Origin of the sequence: Paenarthrobacter sp. (assembly GCF_031180005.1) — a bacterium.
Lineage (GTDB): Bacteria > Actinomycetota > Actinomycetes > Actinomycetales > Micrococcaceae > Arthrobacter.
In genome coordinates, this window is the sequence record NZ_JAPSHI010000019.1 from 36,985 (window position 1) to 52,299 (window position 15,315).

The following is a 15,315-nucleotide window of genomic DNA, read 5'->3' on the forward strand; positions in this document are numbered from 1 at the left end:
AGAGGATACGAGTGGCAACCACAAACGACATCAAGAACGGGACCGTACTGAAGCTCGAGGGCCAGCTCTGGAACATCATTGAGTTCCAGCACGTCAAGCCGGGCAAGGGTGGCGCCTTCGTTCGCACCAAGATGCGCAACGTCATGTCCGGCAAGGTGGTCGACAAGACCTTCAACGCCGGGCTGAAGATCGAAACCGCAACGGTTGACCGCCGTGACTACCAGTACCTGTACCAGGACGGCGAAGATTTCGTCTTCATGGACACTCAGGACTACGACCAGATCACCGTTTCCGGCGCCACCGTAGGCGACGCCACCAATTTCATGCTCGAGAACCAGATGGTCAACATTGCCATCCATGAGGGCACGCCGCTGTACATCGAACTGCCCCCGAGCGTTGTCCTCGAAATCACCTACACGGAGCCGGGCCTTCAGGGCGACCGTTCCTCGGCAGGCACCAAGCCCGCAACTGTGGAGACTGGCTACGAAATCCAGGTCCCGCTGTTCGTTGAGCAGGGCACCAAGGTCAAGGTAGACACCCGCGATGGCAGCTACCTGGGCCGGGTCAACGACTAGTGAGCGCACGCGGTAAAGCCCGTAGCAGGGCGCTCGAAGTACTTTTCGAGGCGGAGCAGCGCTCCGTTTCGGCTTTCGACGCGATGACAGCGCGCCGGGAGAAGACCGATCTTGTTATCAACCCGTACACGGTGGAAATCGTGGAGGGTGTTGTTTCCATGCAGGCAACCATCGATGAGTTCCTGGCGACCTACGCCCAGGGCTGGACGTTGGAGCGGATGCCGTCCGTGGACCGCATCATCCTTCGTATCGGCGCTTGGGAACTTCTCTACAATGACGAAGTTCCGGACGGCGTAGCTGTCAGCGAAGCTGTGGCCCTTGCCAAGACGATGTCCACGGACGAGTCACCGGCTTTCATCAATGGGCTGCTCGGCCGTTTGCAGAAGCTCAAACCTTCACTTCTTGCTTAGCCATTCACGACATAAAGGACCCGCACCCCTGGGATGCGGGTCCTTTTTTGCGTTATCTGCAGGTCCTTTTGCGCTATTGAAGAACCGCCGCCCTGAGGGAGGGGATGCTGCGCAGATGCTCCAGTTCATCGTGCTGGTGAACGTGGACGTCGCGGCCGCTGAGGATCCGCTGCCGGGTGAACGCCAAAGCAGTGGCGCCTTTGATAAACGATTTCATCTGGTTCCCGCGACCGCGCGAGGACGCCCAGCGAACAGCCTGCCGCCTGCCTCGCGACGTTGCCAGCATCTCCACTTCAGCGGGCGTGAACCAGCCTGCCCGGGCATACTCGAGAAGCCGTTGGCGGGTGAGTTTTCCTTCCGCGACGCGGAGAAGGATGATACCTGCAGCAGCGACCAGGAAGATCGGCACCTGGACCACGAAGTACTCCACCAGGAAGTTCTGTCCCATGCTGTTCCAGCGGTTATGCAGGAAGATCGCTGGCAGCAAACCGATAAAGAACGCAAGGACCGCGTACCCCGAGTGCCATTTCCGGGCTGCGAAGCCCATGATCAGCCCGGTTGTCCCTGTGAACACCGCGTGGGCGAACGGAGACATGACGCCGCGGAGGATGAAGATTCGGATCAAGTCAGTCCCTGGATCGGTGGAGGAGGCTATTTCGCGGCCAAAGTAGAGGATGTTCTCCGTGAAGGCGAAGCCGGCGGCAATGGTGAAGGCGAAAACGACACCGTCAACAGGTCCATCAAAGTATTTTCGGGCTGCCAGGATCAGAACCAACAACCCCAGTGACTTGGTGAACTCTTCCACGATGGGTGCCTGGACGGTGGCCATGAAGTAGGTGAAAGCCTCTTCGCTGGAGGTTGGTGCTGCAAGTGCGAAGAGCGGCTGGATAAGCAAGGTCCCGGCAATGGAAACCGCGGCACCCCACGTGAACGCGAACCACAAGAGCCTCTTTGGCTCGGGCTCCCAGCGATCGATCAGGCGTACCGTCAACAGCACCACGGACAGTGGAATAAGGGAGGCGATGAAGCCGATCACGAAACCGGCAATGCCCGTATTGCCCAGCAGGAACGGCACCACCAGCAACAGGCTGCCGAGAACCAGGACGGTTCCCACAATGAGTAGGGGAAGCATGCCCCAGGACCCGCGAACTGGTGGCGCGGGTGGCACCGCCCAGGTTTGCCCGGGGAGGGACGTCGGATTACCGGGAGCCGGTTGATAGTTCCCCGGCTGCACACGGCCGATCCAGGTGGGGTTGGCACCAGGTTCCAGATATGGTCGCGGATAGTGCTGGCCGTGGTGGTTCATGGTCATGGGCAAGAGCCTATTCCACAGCACGGAGTGTGAGCTTAAACTCACGGTTCGCTGCTGCCGCCGGTGAGGTGGGAAAGAGGCGCTGTGGTAGCTTTGAAAAGCAAATATTCCTTTTTTAATTCCGTCCCGTGAGGCGGGGAAAGGGGAGACGAGCGATGACTGAAGTCACTTCAGCGCACGTGCCGTCGCGGGTTGTTCTCAATCAGGCGGACATTGATCGTGCGCTCACTCGTATCGCCCACGAGATCCTTGAAGCCAATAAAGGCTCCCAGGACCTGGTTCTGTTGGGCATTCCCAGCCGCGGCTACCCTCTGGCCGTGCGGCTTGCCAACAAGATTGCAGCGGCCGACCCCACGGTGAACGCCGAGACGATGGTCGGCCAGCTGGATGTCACTATGTTCCGCGACGATCTCTCCCACCAGCCCACGCGGCCCCCACGCCACACGCGGCTCCCGTTGTCCGGGATAGACAATAAGGTTGTTGTCCTGATCGACGACGTCCTTTATTCGGGCCGGACCATTCGCGCCGCTTTGGACGCTTTGGTTGACCTCGGCCGCCCGCGGATTGTCCGCTTGGCTGTGCTGGTGGATCGGGGACATCGCGAGCTTCCCATCCGTGCCGACCACGTGGGCAAGAACCTGCCTACTTCCTCATCTGAAAAAGTCCGGGTCCACCTCGAGGAGATTGACTCCGTGGACGGCGTGCCCGTCAACGAAGTAGTTATTGAGGCGGGCAAGTGAAGCACCTCCTTTCCACCGAAAACCTCAGTCTTTTCGACGCCATTCGTGTTCTGGACACGGCTGAGGAAATGTCCGCAGTCGGCGAGCGTGAAGTGAAGAAATTACCGGCACTGCGCGGCCGTACCGTGGTTAACCTTTTCTTCGAAGACTCCACGCGTACCCGTATTTCCTTTGAAGCCGCAGCCAAACGCCTGTCAGCCGATGTCATCAACTTCGCCGCCAAGGGGTCCTCGGTTTCCAAAGGGGAATCCCTTAAGGACACGGCACAGACACTCGCAGCCATGGGGGCGGACGCCGTCGTCATCCGCCACTGGGCTTCCGGCGCGCCGCATCGGCTCGCTGCCACTGACTGGATTGACGCAGCTGTCATCAATGCCGGCGACGGCACCCACGAGCACCCTACTCAGGCGCTCTTGGACGCGTTCACCATGCGTCGGCATTGGTCCCAGGTCAACGGCATGGAATCCACGGGAGCGGACCTCAAGGGCATGCGGGTAGCAATTGCCGGGGACGTCCTGCACTCTCGTGTCGCCCGGTCCAACGTTTGGCTGCTCAAGACCCTAGGCGCCGAGGTCACCCTGGTGGCGCCGCCAACTCTGCTGCCCATCGGCGTCGAGCACTGGCCATGCAAGGTCAGTTACAACCTGGACGAGACGCTGGAAGCCGGCATCGACGCCATGATGATGCTGCGTGTCCAGGGTGAACGCATGAATGCGTCGTTCTTTCCCTCGACCCGCGAGTACTCGCGCCGCTGGGGTTTTGACGACGCCCGGCTCCGAACGCTGGACGATCTCGGCATGAAAGACACCATCATCATGCATCCCGGCCCCATGAACCGGGGGTTGGAGATATCTTCTGCCGCCGCAGATTCGCCGCGTTCCACCGTGCTCGCACAGGTGCGGAACGGTGTCTCGGTCAGAATGGCCGCCCTTTACCTGCTGCTCTCGGGGGACTCCCGCGAAGCCGCCCCGAACGTAAGCCAGCCCAGCAAGGAGACCAACTGATGGCCGAGAACACTTACCTGATTCGTGGGGCCGCCATCCTCGGTGGCGAAGCTGAAGACCTCTTGATCCGTGACGGCGTTATCGAAGCACGCGGCAAAGACCTCTCCCATGACGACGCAACCGTCATCGATGCCCAGGGCCTCGTCGCCCTGCCTGGCATGGTGGATGTTCACACCCACTTGCGCGAACCCGGCCGCGAAGATGCCGAAACGGTGGAAACCGGTACCCGGGCCGCTGCGCTTGGTGGCTTCACGGCGGTTCACGCCATGGCCAACAGCAACCCCGTGGCAGACACTGCGGGCGTCGTGGAGCAGGTTCACAGCCTGGGCCGGGCGTCAGGCTGGGTGGATGTGCGTCCTGTCGGTGCAGTGACGGTGGGCTTGGCGGGGGAGCGGCTCGCCGAGCTGGGGGCCATGGCGGATTCCCGCGCCCAGGTCCGTATGTTCTCCGACGACGGCATCTGCGTCCACGACCCCGTCCTCATGCGCCGGGCTTTGGAATACGTCAAAGCGTTCGACGGCGTGGTGGCCCAGCACGCGCAGGAGCCGCGCCTTACCGCTGGCGCACAGATGAACGAAGGTGCTGTTTCCGCGGTGCTGGGACTCACGGGCTGGCCGGCTGTTGCCGAGGAAAGCATCATCGCCCGCGATGTCCTGCTTGCCCAGCATGTTGGTTCCCGCCTCCACGTGTGCCACGTTTCCACGGCGGGATCCGTGGAAATCGTGCGCTGGGCGAAGGCGCGTGGAATCAACGTCACTGCCGAGGTTACCCCGCACCACCTGCTTCTCACCGATGAGCTGGTCCGCAGCTACGACCCCGTGTACAAAGTCAACCCGCCGCTGCGTACCGACGCTGACGTTCAAGCGCTCCGCGAGGGCTTGGCAGACGGCACCATCGACGTCGTGGGGACCGATCACGCTCCGCACCCCAGCGAGCACAAGGAATGCGAATGGGCGCAGGCAGCCATGGGCATGACCGGCCTTGAAACCGCCCTGTCTGTGGTTCAGGAGACCATGATCGAAACCGGCCTCATGACTTGGGCCGACTTCGCCAGGGTTACCTCGTTCACGCCGGCAGTCATTGGCCGAGTGGCCGATCAGGGCCGTCCGCTTGAGGTTGGTGAGCCTGCCAACGTCATCCTGGTGGACCCGGCTGCGCGTTGGACCGTTGACCCCCATAAAATGGCAACCATGGGCCGCAATTCACCGTTCAAGGGCAAAGAGCTGCCCGGATCCGTGGTGGCAACCTTCTTCAAGGGCCACCCAACCGTCCTCGACGGACAGCTCAACACGCCGTACAGGTACCCGGCAGTCAGCAGCAACTAATGGACAACCAAACACTGACCGTGCTCATCACGGTGCCGCTGATCGTCGTCATCCTGGCGATGATCTGGCTGGGGTGGCGCAACCGGCTGAGGCGACAAGCCGACGTCGAACGCCTTCCCGAGGTGCCGGAGCAGCTGACACCGGCAACGGTGGTCGCGGACGGCCAATACGTGGCCACCACCACGGCGGGTGACTGGCTGGACCGGATCGCAGTGCAGGGCATGGGCATCCGGACCAATGCGGAACTGAGCATCCACGCTGAAGGCGTGTTGTTCGACCGATCCGGTGCCGCCCCCGTGTTCATCCCGCGCTCCGCCCTGGTGGACAGCCGCGAAGCCAACGGCATGGCCGGGAAATTTGTCGAAAAGGACGGACTTCTGGTCGTCAATTGGAAACTTGGTGACCGGGAACTCGACACCGGGTTCCGTTCCAGGCACGCAACCGACAAGCAGCTCCTCCTCGAAGCCCTCCAAGAATTGATCTCCGCAGCCCCTCAGGCAGATGCCGATAGTGGAAAGTAATAAAGTGACGGATAGTAAAGCAGCCACCACAACCACCCCCTCAGCAGCAGTACTCGTGCTCGAAGACGGCCGCATGTTCCGCGGTCGCAGCTACGGAGCGCAGGGAACCGCTCTTGGTGAGGCCGTCTTCGCCACCGGCATGACCGGCTACCAGGAGACCATCACCGACCCCTCCTACGCCCGCCAGCTGGTGGTCCAGACTGCACCGCACATCGGCAACACCGGCGTCAACAGCGAAGACGCTGAGTCCCGCCGCATCTGGGTGGCCGGGTACATTGTGCGTGACGCCGCCCGCCGCCCCTCAAACTGGCGGTCCGAACGAAGCCTCGATGATGAATTGGTGGAGCAGGGGATCGTTGGCATCCAGGGCGTCGACACACGTGCCATCACCCGCCACCTTCGCGAGCACAAGACAATGCGCGCAGGTATCTTCTCCGGCGATGCCGCGCAGGCCACCGACAAGGAACTGCTGGACGCTGTCCTGGCCAGTGCGCCTATGGAAGGCGCGGCGCTGGCTGAGGAAGTCTCCATTGACGAGGCCTACGTCGTGGAGCCCAAGGACCATGGCTGGGAAGGCGAGCCGCGCTTCTCCATCGCAGCCGTCGACCTTGGTATCAAGGCGATGACTCCGGTGCGCTTCGCTGAGCGCGGTGTGCGCGTGCACGTACTGCCGGCCACTTCCACTCTGGAGGACGTCAATGCGGTCAAGCCGGACGGCTTCTTCATGTCCAACGGACCCGGCGACCCCGCCACGGCAGACCACCAGGTTTCCCTCCTGCGCTCGGTGCTGGACGAGAAACTCCCGTACTTCGGCATCTGCTTCGGTAACCAGATTCTGGGACGAGCCTTGGGCTTCGGCACCTACAAGCTCCGTTACGGCCACCGGGGCATCAACCAGCCGGTCATGGACCGTCGGACGGGCAAGGTGGAAATCACCTCGCAGAACCACGGCTTCGCTGTGGACGCGCCGCTGAACGGTTCCACCGTGGCGCCGGAAGAACGCTTCGGTCGTGTGGAAGTCAGCCACGTTTCGTTGAACGACGACGTCGTTGAAGGACTCGCCTGCCTCGACATCCCGGCGTTCTCGGTCCAGTACCACCCCGAAGCTGCGGCCGGACCGCACGATGCTGCCTACCTCTTCGACCGTTTCATCGACCTCATGGCCGATACCAAGTCCAAGGCCACAGGCGCCAACTCCACCGAATCCAAGACTGAGGACAAGAAGTAATGCCCAAGCGTACAGATCTCAAGAGCGTCCTGGTCATCGGTTCCGGCCCGATCGTCATCGGCCAGGCGGCCGAGTTCGACTACTCCGGCACCCAAGCCCTCCGCGTCCTCAAAGAGGAGGGCCTGCGGGTCATCCTCGTGAACTCCAATCCGGCCACCATCATGACGGACCCCGAGTTCGCCGATGCCACCTATGTTGAGCCCATCACCCCGGAGGTGGTGGAGAAGATCATCGCCAAGGAGCGTCCGGACGCCATATTGCCCACACTCGGTGGCCAGACGGCATTGAACACGGCCATCGCGCTGGACAAGAACGGTGTGCTGGAGAAGTACAACGTGGAACTCATTGGCGCGAACATTGCTGCCATTGAGCTCGGGGAAGACCGCGAGAAGTTCAAGGGCGTCGTGGAGCGCTGTGGTGCCGAGTCCGCGCGGAGCCACATCATCCACACCATGGAAGAGGCATTCGCTGCTGCGGAAGACCTCGGCTACCCGATGGTGGTCCGTCCTTCCTTCACCATGGGTGGCCTGGGCTCGGGCCTGGCGTACAACGAGGACGACCTCCGCCGCATCGTTGGCCAGGGCCTCCAGTACAGCCCCACCACCGAGGTGCTGCTCGAAGAGAGCATCCTCGGCTGGAAGGAATACGAGCTTGAGATGATGCGCGACAAGAACGACAACGTCGTTGTTGTTTGCTCCATCGAGAACTTCGACCCCGTGGGCGTCCACACCGGCGACTCCATCACTGTTGCTCCGGCGCTGACCCTCACGGACCGCGAGTACCAGAAGCTGCGCGACGTCTCCATCGCCGTTATCCGCGAAGTCGGCGTGGACACCGGTGGCTGCAACATCCAGTTCGCCATCGACCCCGCCACGGGCCGCGTAGTGGTCATTGAAATGAACCCGCGCGTATCCCGTTCCTCCGCGCTGGCATCCAAGGCAACGGGCTTCGCCATTGCCAAGATCGCAACCAAGCTCTCCCTCGGTTACACACTGGACGAGATTCCGAACGACATTACCCAGAAGACGCCGGCCTCCTTCGAGCCCACGTTGGACTACGTAGTGGTCAAGGTTCCGCGTTTCGCCTTCGAGAAGTTCCCGGCAGCCGACAACACGCTCACCACCACCATGAAGTCCGTTGGCGAAGCCATGGCCATGGGTCGCAACTTCACCGAAGCCCTGCAGAAGGCCCTTCGCTCCCTGGAACAGAAGGGTTCGCAGCTGGACTTCAGCTCTGTCCCGGAGTACGAGGTTGCCGAGCTCATCGAGAAGGCCAAGCGCCCCACGACGGACCGCCTGCACCAGGTGCAGCGCGCGCTCTTGGGCGGCGCCACGGTGGAAGACCTTTTCGAAGCAACCAAGATCGACCCCTGGTTCCTGGACCAGCTGCAGCTCCTCAACGAGACCGCGCAGGAGATCCGCAAGGCGGGCGTGCTCACCGAGGAAATGCTGCGCAACGCCAAGCGCCACGGCTTCTCCGACGAGCAGATCGGTGCCTTGACGCACAACAACGAGGCAGTGGTCCGCGGCGTTCGCCAGGCCTTGGGCATTCGTCCGGTCTACAAGACAGTGGACACCTGTGCTGCTGAGTTTGCCGCGTACACCCCCTACCACTACTCGTCCTATGACGAAGAAGATGAGGTAGGCCTGCACGCCAAGCCCTCCGTCATCATCCTGGGTTCAGGGCCCAACCGCATCGGACAGGGCATCGAGTTCGACTACTCCTGCGTGCACGCCTCCATGGCGCTCCGCAAAGCCGGCTACGAAACCGTCATGGTCAACTGCAACCCCGAGACCGTCTCCACGGACTACGACGTTTCCACGCGCCTTTACTTCGAGCCGCTGACCCTTGAGGACGTCCTCGAAGTCATCGCTGCTGAAGAGCGCACCGGTGGCGTCATGGGTGTCTTCGTGCAGCTCGGTGGCCAGACTCCGCTGAAGCTCGCACAGCAGCTCGCCGACGCCGGTGTTCCGATCCTGGGCACGTCGCCGGAAGCAATCGACCTCGCTGAGCACCGCGGCGCCTTCGCCCGAGTCCTGGACGAAGCCGGCCTGACCTCCCCGAAGAACGGCACTGCCGTTTCCTTCGAGGACGCCAAGAAGATCGCTGACGAAATCGGTTATCCGGTGCTGGTCCGTCCGTCCTACGTTCTGGGCGGCCGTGGCATGGAGATCGTCTACGACGAAGCAAACCTCTCCCGCTACATCGCAAACGCCACGGAAATCACCACGGACCACCCGGTGCTGATTGACCGCTTCCTCGAAGACGCGGTTGAAATTGACGTCGATGCACTCTTTGATGGCACTGACATGTACCTCGGCGGCATCATGGAACACATCGAAGAAGCCGGCATCCACTCCGGCGACTCCGCTTGCGTTCTTCCTCCGATTACCTTGGGCAATAACGTGATCGAGCGCGTGCGCACGGCAACCCGGGCCATTGCCGAGGGCGTGGGTGTCCGCGGCCTCATCAACATCCAGTTCGCACTGGCTTCCGACGTCTTGTACGTCCTCGAAGCCAACCCGCGCGCCTCCCGCACGGTTCCGTTCGTCTCCAAGGCAACGGGTGTGCAGATGGCCAAGGCAGCTGCCCTCATCGGTACGGGCGTGACCATCAACCAGCTCCGCGGCGCCTACAAGATGCTGCCGGAAGCCGGTGACGGTTCCACCCTTCCCTTGGACGCCCCGGTTGCCGTCAAGGAGGCGGTCCTTCCGTTCAGCCGCTTCCGTACTCCTGAAGGCAAGGTAGTAGATTCCCTGCTTGGCCCGGAAATGCGCTCCACCGGCGAAGTAATGGGCATCGACAAACACTTCGACACCGCCTTCGCCAAGAGCCAGGCCGCTGCGAACAACGCGTTGCCCACCGAAGGCAAGATCTTCGTCTCGGTAGCCAACCGTGACAAGCGCTCAGTAATCATGGGCGTCAAGCGCCTGTCGGACCTGGGCTTCGAGATCGTCTCCACCGGTGGCACGGCTGATGTCCTGCGGCGCAACGGCATCCAAGCGACTCCGGTCCGCAAGGTGGCCGAGGGAAGCAGCGCTGAAGGCGAAGGCACCATTGCGGATCTGGTCATCGCCGGCGAGATCGACATGGTCTTCAACACGCCATCCGGCGGCGAAGCCCGCAGCGACGGATACGAACTCCGTGCCGCGGCAACGTCCATCGGCATTCCCTGCATCACCACCGTTGCCGAGTTCAATGCAGCAGTGCAAGCCATTGAGGCGCTTCGCACCTACGAATGGTCCGTGACCAGCCTGCAGGAGCACGCAGCCAACCTGGCAGCCGCAATGGAAGCAGCCAATGCCTGAGTCTGCTTCACCACAGCTAGAGCTGCAGCCGGCCTGGGAGTCGTTCGGCTCCCGGCTGGCTGCAGCCATGGCCTCACGCGGTCCGTTGTGTGTCGGAATCGATCCGCACCCGCAGCTTTTGTCTGACTGGGGATTGACCGACGACGCCGCGGGACTGGAGCGCTTTTCGCTGACGGTGGTGGAGGCCGTGGCTTCCCTCGCTGCCGCGGTCAAGCCGCAGGTGGCACTCTATGAGCGTCACGGCTCCGCCGGCATGGCAGTCTTGGAGCGCACCCTGGCCGCCTGCACGGAGTCAGGCGTGCTCAGTATTGCCGATGCCAAGCGCGGGGACATTGGTTCCACCATGGCGGCGTATGCGGATGCCTGGCTGCGGGATGGTTCGTCCTTGGCGGCTGACTCCGTGACGCTGAGCCCGTACCTTGGCTTTGAGTCGCTGCGCCCGGCTTTGGATCTTGCTGCTCAATACGGCAGGGGAGTGTTTGTGCTTGCACTGACATCGAACCCTGAAGGAAAGTCCGTCCAGCATGTCGGCGGAGGCGACTCCGTGGCGCGCAGGATTGTGGCGTCGGCTGCAGTGGAGAACCAGCGGTACGAGGGTTCCCTTGGTTCGGTCGGCTTGGTTGTTGGAGCCACTATCGGTTCCGCGCTTGATGATCTGGACATTCAGCTCGGCCCTGTCCGCGGGCCGATCCTTGCTCCGGGGCTAGGTGCTCAGGGCGCAACTCCGAGCGATCTCCGCGAGACGTTCGGTGCTGCTTACCCCAGCGTTCTGGCGACGTCCAGCCGCGGGATCCTGGCTGCCGGTCCGTCCCTGGTGCGCCTCCGGGGCGCAACGGAAGAGACGCTGGCAGGGCTTCGCTCCGAGTAACTTGGCTACCCTCATTGCGCAACGCGGCGCCTGCCGGTAGGTTCAGGATCAGTCCGCGTGATCTAGATCACAATCGCGATCTGACAGGGGTTTGGCAGTGGGCCTTAAAGAGCTGACACCGCAGGAGCGTTCCGATGCGCTTGAAAAGGCTGCCAAGGCGCGGGCCGTGCGCGCCGCTGCCAAGGAAAAGCTCAAGCGCGGCGAAGTCAGCGTCGCGGAGCTGATTTCTTCCGGTTCAACGGATGAAGCGATTGCGCGCATGCGGGTTGTGGAGTTACTGGAGGCCCTGCCGGGTATTGGGCCCGTCAGGGCTGCGGGGATTATGGCGGAGATTGGCATTGCAGGATCACGGCGCATCAGGGGCTTGGGAATTCATCAGGCCCGGGCGCTGGTAGATTTTATGGATACCCAGCAAAGCGTTTGACGCATCTCCCCGAAGGAATCCGTGAGCAAGAAACCCGGACTGACTGTCCTTGCAGGCCCCACTGCCGTTGGCAAGGGAACCGTATCCACCTACATCAGGGACAACTATCCGGAGGTTTGGCTCTCGGTCTCGGCCACCACCCGGGCTGCGCGACCGGGCGAAAAGGACGGCGTTCACTACTTCTTCAAATCCGCCGAGGAGTTCGACTCCCTGGTAGCTGAGGGTGAATTGCTGGAGTGGGCTGTTGTACATGGCCAGAACCGCTATGGGACGCTTCGCAGTACCGTGGACGCGGCCATCGCTGACGGGAAGTCGGTGTTGCTGGAGATCGACCTTCAAGGCGCGCGACAAGTCAAAGCTGCCGTTCCGGACGCGAATTTCGTGTTCCTGGCGCCGCCCAGCTGGGACGAAATGGTCCGTCGACTGGTGGGTCGCGGCACGGAAACTCCCGAGGAACAGCAGCGCAGGCTGGAAACCGCTAAACTGGAACTTGCTGCTGAACCGGAGTTTGACCACACCGTCATCAATGACGACGTTCGCCGGGCAGCGGACGAGCTTGTTTCACTCATGGGGCTTACCCCGCACCAGCGCTAAGCGCTTGCATTTGTTGGCCCGCTAAAATTTGGAGAATTCGTGTCCACGAACCTTGAAGGCATCATCAACCCGCCGATCGATTCGCTGCTTGAGGCTGCTGATTCCAAGTACGGCCTGGTCATCTTCGGCGCCAAGCGCGCCCGTCAGATCAACGCCTACTATGCACAGTTGCACGAGGGCCTGTTCGAGTACGTCGGCCCGCTGGTCGACACCAAGCTGAACGAGAAGTCGCTGTCCATCGCGCTCCGCGAGATCAACGAAGGCCTTCTGGTGTCCACGCCGATCGAGCCCGCCGAATAAGAAAAGACTGCCTGTTGACGGAGGTCACGTGCGCATAGTCCTCGGAGTCGGGGGAGGGATCGCAGCCTACAAGGTTGCATCGCTCCTCCGGCTTTTTACTGAAGCCGGTCACAAGGTGACGGTCATCCCCACGGAAGCCGCGACCCGATTCGTCGGAGTGGCCACGTGGGAAGCCCTCTCCGGTAACCCTGTGAGCAATAGCGTTTTCGACGACGTTGAGAAGGTTAACCATGTCCGTTTAGGGCATGAAGCGGACCTGATCGTGGTTGCTCCTGCCACGGCAGACCTCCTGGCCAAGGCGGCAACCGGACAAGCGGGCGACCTCCTCACCAACACGCTCCTCATGGCCCATGGGCCGGTTCTGTTCGCTCCTGCGATGCACACCGAAATGTGGCAGCATGCCGCCACCCGGGCTAACGTTGAGACGTTGCGCAGCCGTGGAGTCACGGTACTCGAGCCTGCCTCGGGCCGTCTGACGGGTGCCGACTCAGGTCCCGGCCGGCTGCCCGAGCCGGAAGCGATCTTTGCTGCCGCAATGGCGTTGGCTGAGGCCTCGGTGGATGGTGAAGCGGAGGCGCAGCCCGCCGCGCACGCATCTTTGGCAGGCCGTACCGTGACCATTTCCGCTGGCGGGACCAGGGAAGCGCTGGACCCTGTCCGCTTCCTGGGTAACCGGTCCTCGGGAAAGCAGGGGGTCGCTCTCGCCGCTGCAGCACTGGCTGCCGGGGCGACTGTGAGATTCCTCGCAGCACATATGGACGTCGAGCCGCCCGCCGGCGTCGAGCTTGTCCGCGTCGAATCAGCCTTGGAACTGCGGGACGCTGCGCTGAAAGCGGCGGTCGACTCCGACGTCGTCATCATGGCCGCTGCCGTGGCTGACTTCCGTCCGGCAGAGGTTTCGGACACCAAGATCAAGAAGGTCGACGGCGAGGATGCGCCGGTTGTGCGCTTGATCCGCAATCCGGACATCCTGCATGAGCTCGTGGGACGCCGCAACGCCGAGGGCGGCCAGCAGCTGATTGTTGGATTCGCGGCCGAAACGGGCGACGCCCATGGCGATGTCCTGGAGCATGCAACGGCCAAGCTCAAGCGCAAGGGCTGCGACCTCCTGGTGGTTAATCAGGTGGGCATTGGCCGGGTGTTCGGCCAGGATGACAATTCCGTGGTCATCCTCTCCGGCCACGGAGCCGAACCGCAGTCTACTGCCGGCTCCAAAGCCGACGTCGCCACCGCCGTCATTGATCGGGTGGGCGCCGAGCTCACGCGGGTCTTCCCGGCTCTGTAACTGAGCCCACACCCGAATTCTTAGCAAAGGGACACACGGCAGAGGCCGCCGTCCCGCAACCCAGTAAGGTGGACGAGTGACTTTACCGCTGCACCATGAACACCATGGCACCCCGTCCAAGCTCCGGCTCTTCACCTCCGAGTCGGTCACTGAAGGGCACCCGGACAAGATCTGCGACCAAATCAGCGATGCCATCCTGGATGCGCTGCTAGCCGCTGATCCTGAATCCCGTGTTGCTGTCGAGACCATGGCCACCACCGGCCTGGTGCATGTGGCTGGTGAGGTCACCACCGACGCCTATGTAGAGATTCCTCAGATCGTCCGCGAGACCATCCTGGGAATCGGTTACGACTCGTCCGCCAATGGCTTCGACGGCGCCCGTTGCGGTGTCTCCGTGTCCATCGGCCAGCAGTCCAATGACATTGCCGGTGGAGTGTTCAACTCGCTGGAGGCCCGCGAAGGCCGCCAGGAGGACGACTACGACCTCCAAGGTGCCGGCGACCAAGGCATCATGTTCGGCTACGCCAGCGATGAGACGGCGTCCTACATGCCTACTCCCATCTGGCTTGCCCACCGGTTGTCCGAACGGCTCACCGAAGTCCGCAAGAACGGTGAACTTGCCTACCTCCGCCCGGACGGCAAGACCCAGGTCACCGTAGGGTACGACGGCGACCGGCCGGTTTCCGTGGAAACTGTGGTCATCTCCAGCCAGCACGCAGAAGAAGCAAGCCTTGAGCAGCTTCGCGCGGACCTCGCGAGCTATGTGATCGACCCCGTGATGTCGGCGTCCAACCTGGATATCGCGCGCACTGCCAACATCCTGAACCCTGCCGGCGCCTTCGTTATCGGCGGTCCCGTTGGTGATGCCGGCCTCACAGGCCGAAAGATCATCGTGGACACCTATGGTGGATTCTCCCGCCATGGCGGTGGTGCCTTCTCCGGAAAGGATCCGTCCAAGGTGGACCGTTCAGCGGCCTACGCCATGCGTTGGGTTGCCAAGAACGTGGTAGCCGCTGGACTGGCCAAGCGCGCTGAGATTCAAATTGCTTATGCCATCGGCCAAGCACGCCCCGTGGGAACATACGTTGAGACCTTCGGTACCGAAACTGTTGACCCGGCGCGCATCAGCGAAGCCATCGACGAACTGTTCGACCTCCGTCCCCGCGCCATTATTGATGCCCTTGACCTCAAGCGGCCCATTTACACCAAGACGGCGGCCCACGGTCACTTCGGTCGCGACGAACCCGACTTCACGTGGGAACGCCTGGACCGGGTTGCCGACCTGAAGGAATACTTCAACGCCTGATCTGTTCTGCCGTTGGCCTCTGTTTTTGTCGGTGGTTCGTGGTTGGCTGGTGCCAGAGAGATGCCCGCAGCGGGTCGATCCCGCTGCGGGCATCTGCGTTGATGGTGTGCGGTGG

15 protein-coding genes are annotated in these 15,315 nt (G+C 62.3%); 14 read left to right on the forward strand and 1 reads right to left on the reverse strand.

Going from position 1 to position 15,315, the window contains the following annotated elements; translation table 11 throughout:
- Positions 1-11 precede the first annotated feature (11 nt).
- Positions 12-575, forward strand: coding sequence for an elongation factor P (efp, locus tag RIF72_RS14280; RefSeq protein WP_011774957.1), 564 nt, complete (start codon positions 12-14; stop codon positions 573-575).
- Complete coding sequence (gene nusB / locus RIF72_RS14285; RefSeq protein ID WP_089595229.1) at positions 575-985, forward strand: transcription antitermination factor NusB; 411 nt, start codon at positions 575-577, stop codon at positions 983-985. Before efp ends, nusB begins: the two co-directional genes overlap by 1 nt.
- Positions 986-1,058: 73 nt before the next feature.
- Here the strand turns inward: nusB and RIF72_RS14290 are convergent, their stop codons facing one another.
- Positions 1,059-2,342: a PrsW family intramembrane metalloprotease gene (locus RIF72_RS14290; RefSeq protein ID WP_309075515.1), complete on the reverse strand. Its 1,284-nt coding sequence runs from the start codon at positions 2,340-2,342 to the stop codon at positions 1,059-1,061.
- Positions 2,343-2,452: 110 nt separating this feature from the next.
- On the opposite strand from RIF72_RS14290, the gene pyrR reads away from it, so the two are divergent.
- The 12 genes from pyrR to metK all read left to right on the forward strand — a co-directional run bounded on the left by pyrR (position 2,453) and on the right by metK (position 15,200).
- Positions 2,453-3,037, forward strand: a complete 585-nt coding sequence (gene pyrR / locus RIF72_RS14295) for a bifunctional pyr operon transcriptional regulator/uracil phosphoribosyltransferase PyrR (protein ID WP_014921974.1) — start codon at positions 2,453-2,455, stop codon at positions 3,035-3,037.
- Positions 3,034-4,041: an aspartate carbamoyltransferase catalytic subunit gene (locus tag RIF72_RS14300; protein ID WP_309075516.1), complete on the forward strand. Its 1,008-nt coding sequence runs from the start codon at positions 3,034-3,036 to the stop codon at positions 4,039-4,041. The genes pyrR and RIF72_RS14300 overlap by 4 nt, the downstream gene beginning before the upstream one ends.
- A complete protein-coding gene (locus RIF72_RS14305; protein WP_309075517.1) occupies positions 4,041-5,366 on the forward strand; it encodes a dihydroorotase in 1,326 nt (441 codons plus the stop codon). The genes RIF72_RS14300 and RIF72_RS14305 overlap by 1 nt, the downstream gene beginning before the upstream one ends.
- Positions 5,366-5,887: a hypothetical protein gene (locus tag RIF72_RS14310; RefSeq protein WP_309075518.1), complete on the forward strand. Its 522-nt coding sequence runs from the start codon at positions 5,366-5,368 to the stop codon at positions 5,885-5,887. The genes RIF72_RS14305 and RIF72_RS14310 overlap by 1 nt, the downstream gene beginning before the upstream one ends.
- Complete coding sequence (gene carA / locus RIF72_RS14315; protein ID WP_309075519.1) at positions 5,868-7,115, forward strand: glutamine-hydrolyzing carbamoyl-phosphate synthase small subunit; 1,248 nt, start codon at positions 5,868-5,870, stop codon at positions 7,113-7,115. The genes RIF72_RS14310 and carA overlap by 20 nt, the downstream gene beginning before the upstream one ends.
- Positions 7,115-10,423 carry a carbamoyl-phosphate synthase large subunit gene (gene carB, locus RIF72_RS14320; RefSeq protein WP_309075520.1) on the forward strand — a complete coding sequence of 1,103 codons (3,309 nt, stop codon included), beginning with the start codon at positions 7,115-7,117 and terminating at the stop codon, positions 10,421-10,423. The genes carA and carB overlap by 1 nt, the downstream gene beginning before the upstream one ends.
- The gene (pyrF, locus tag RIF72_RS14325) at positions 10,416-11,291 is read left to right on the forward strand and encodes an orotidine-5'-phosphate decarboxylase (protein ID WP_309075521.1); all 876 of its coding nucleotides are present in this window, start codon (positions 10,416-10,418) and stop codon (positions 11,289-11,291) included. The genes carB and pyrF overlap by 8 nt, the downstream gene beginning before the upstream one ends.
- 97 nt (positions 11,292-11,388) lie before the next feature.
- Positions 11,389-11,715: an integration host factor, actinobacterial type gene (gene mihF, locus RIF72_RS14330; RefSeq protein WP_309075522.1), complete on the forward strand. Its 327-nt coding sequence runs from the start codon at positions 11,389-11,391 to the stop codon at positions 11,713-11,715.
- A gap of 21 nt (positions 11,716-11,736) precedes the next feature.
- Positions 11,737-12,309: a guanylate kinase gene (gene gmk, locus RIF72_RS14335; RefSeq protein WP_011774946.1), complete on the forward strand. Its 573-nt coding sequence runs from the start codon at positions 11,737-11,739 to the stop codon at positions 12,307-12,309.
- 39 nt (positions 12,310-12,348) lie between these two features.
- A complete protein-coding gene (gene rpoZ / locus RIF72_RS14340; RefSeq protein WP_017197559.1) occupies positions 12,349-12,609 on the forward strand; it encodes a DNA-directed RNA polymerase subunit omega in 261 nt (86 codons plus the stop codon).
- A gap of 28 nt (positions 12,610-12,637) precedes the next feature.
- Positions 12,638-13,894, forward strand: a complete 1,257-nt coding sequence (coaBC, locus tag RIF72_RS14345) for a bifunctional phosphopantothenoylcysteine decarboxylase/phosphopantothenate--cysteine ligase CoaBC (protein ID WP_309075523.1) — start codon at positions 12,638-12,640, stop codon at positions 13,892-13,894.
- Positions 13,895-13,970: 76 nt separating this feature from the next.
- A complete protein-coding gene (metK, locus tag RIF72_RS14350) occupies positions 13,971-15,200 on the forward strand; it encodes a methionine adenosyltransferase (protein WP_017197561.1) in 1,230 nt (409 codons plus the stop codon).
- Positions 15,201-15,315: the final 115 nt, after the last annotated feature.

Excerpts from the sequence above, each read along its gene's own strand:
- pyrR (WP_014921974.1), top strand. The coding sequence starts at position 2,453 with ATGACTGAAGTCACTTCAGCGCACGTGCCGTCGCGGGTTGTTCTCAAT.
- RIF72_RS14305 (WP_309075517.1), top strand. The coding sequence starts at position 4,041 with ATGGCCGAGAACACTTACCTGATTCGTGGGGCCGCCATCCTCGGTGGC.
- RIF72_RS14310 (WP_309075518.1), top strand. The coding sequence starts at position 5,366 with ATGGACAACCAAACACTGACCGTGCTCATCACGGTGCCGCTGATCGTC.
- carA (WP_309075519.1), top strand. The coding sequence starts at position 5,868 with ATGCCGATAGTGGAAAGTAATAAAGTGACGGATAGTAAAGCAGCCACC.
- carB (WP_309075520.1), top strand. The coding sequence starts at position 7,115 with ATGCCCAAGCGTACAGATCTCAAGAGCGTCCTGGTCATCGGTTCCGGC.
- pyrF (WP_309075521.1), top strand. The coding sequence starts at position 10,416 with ATGCCTGAGTCTGCTTCACCACAGCTAGAGCTGCAGCCGGCCTGGGAG.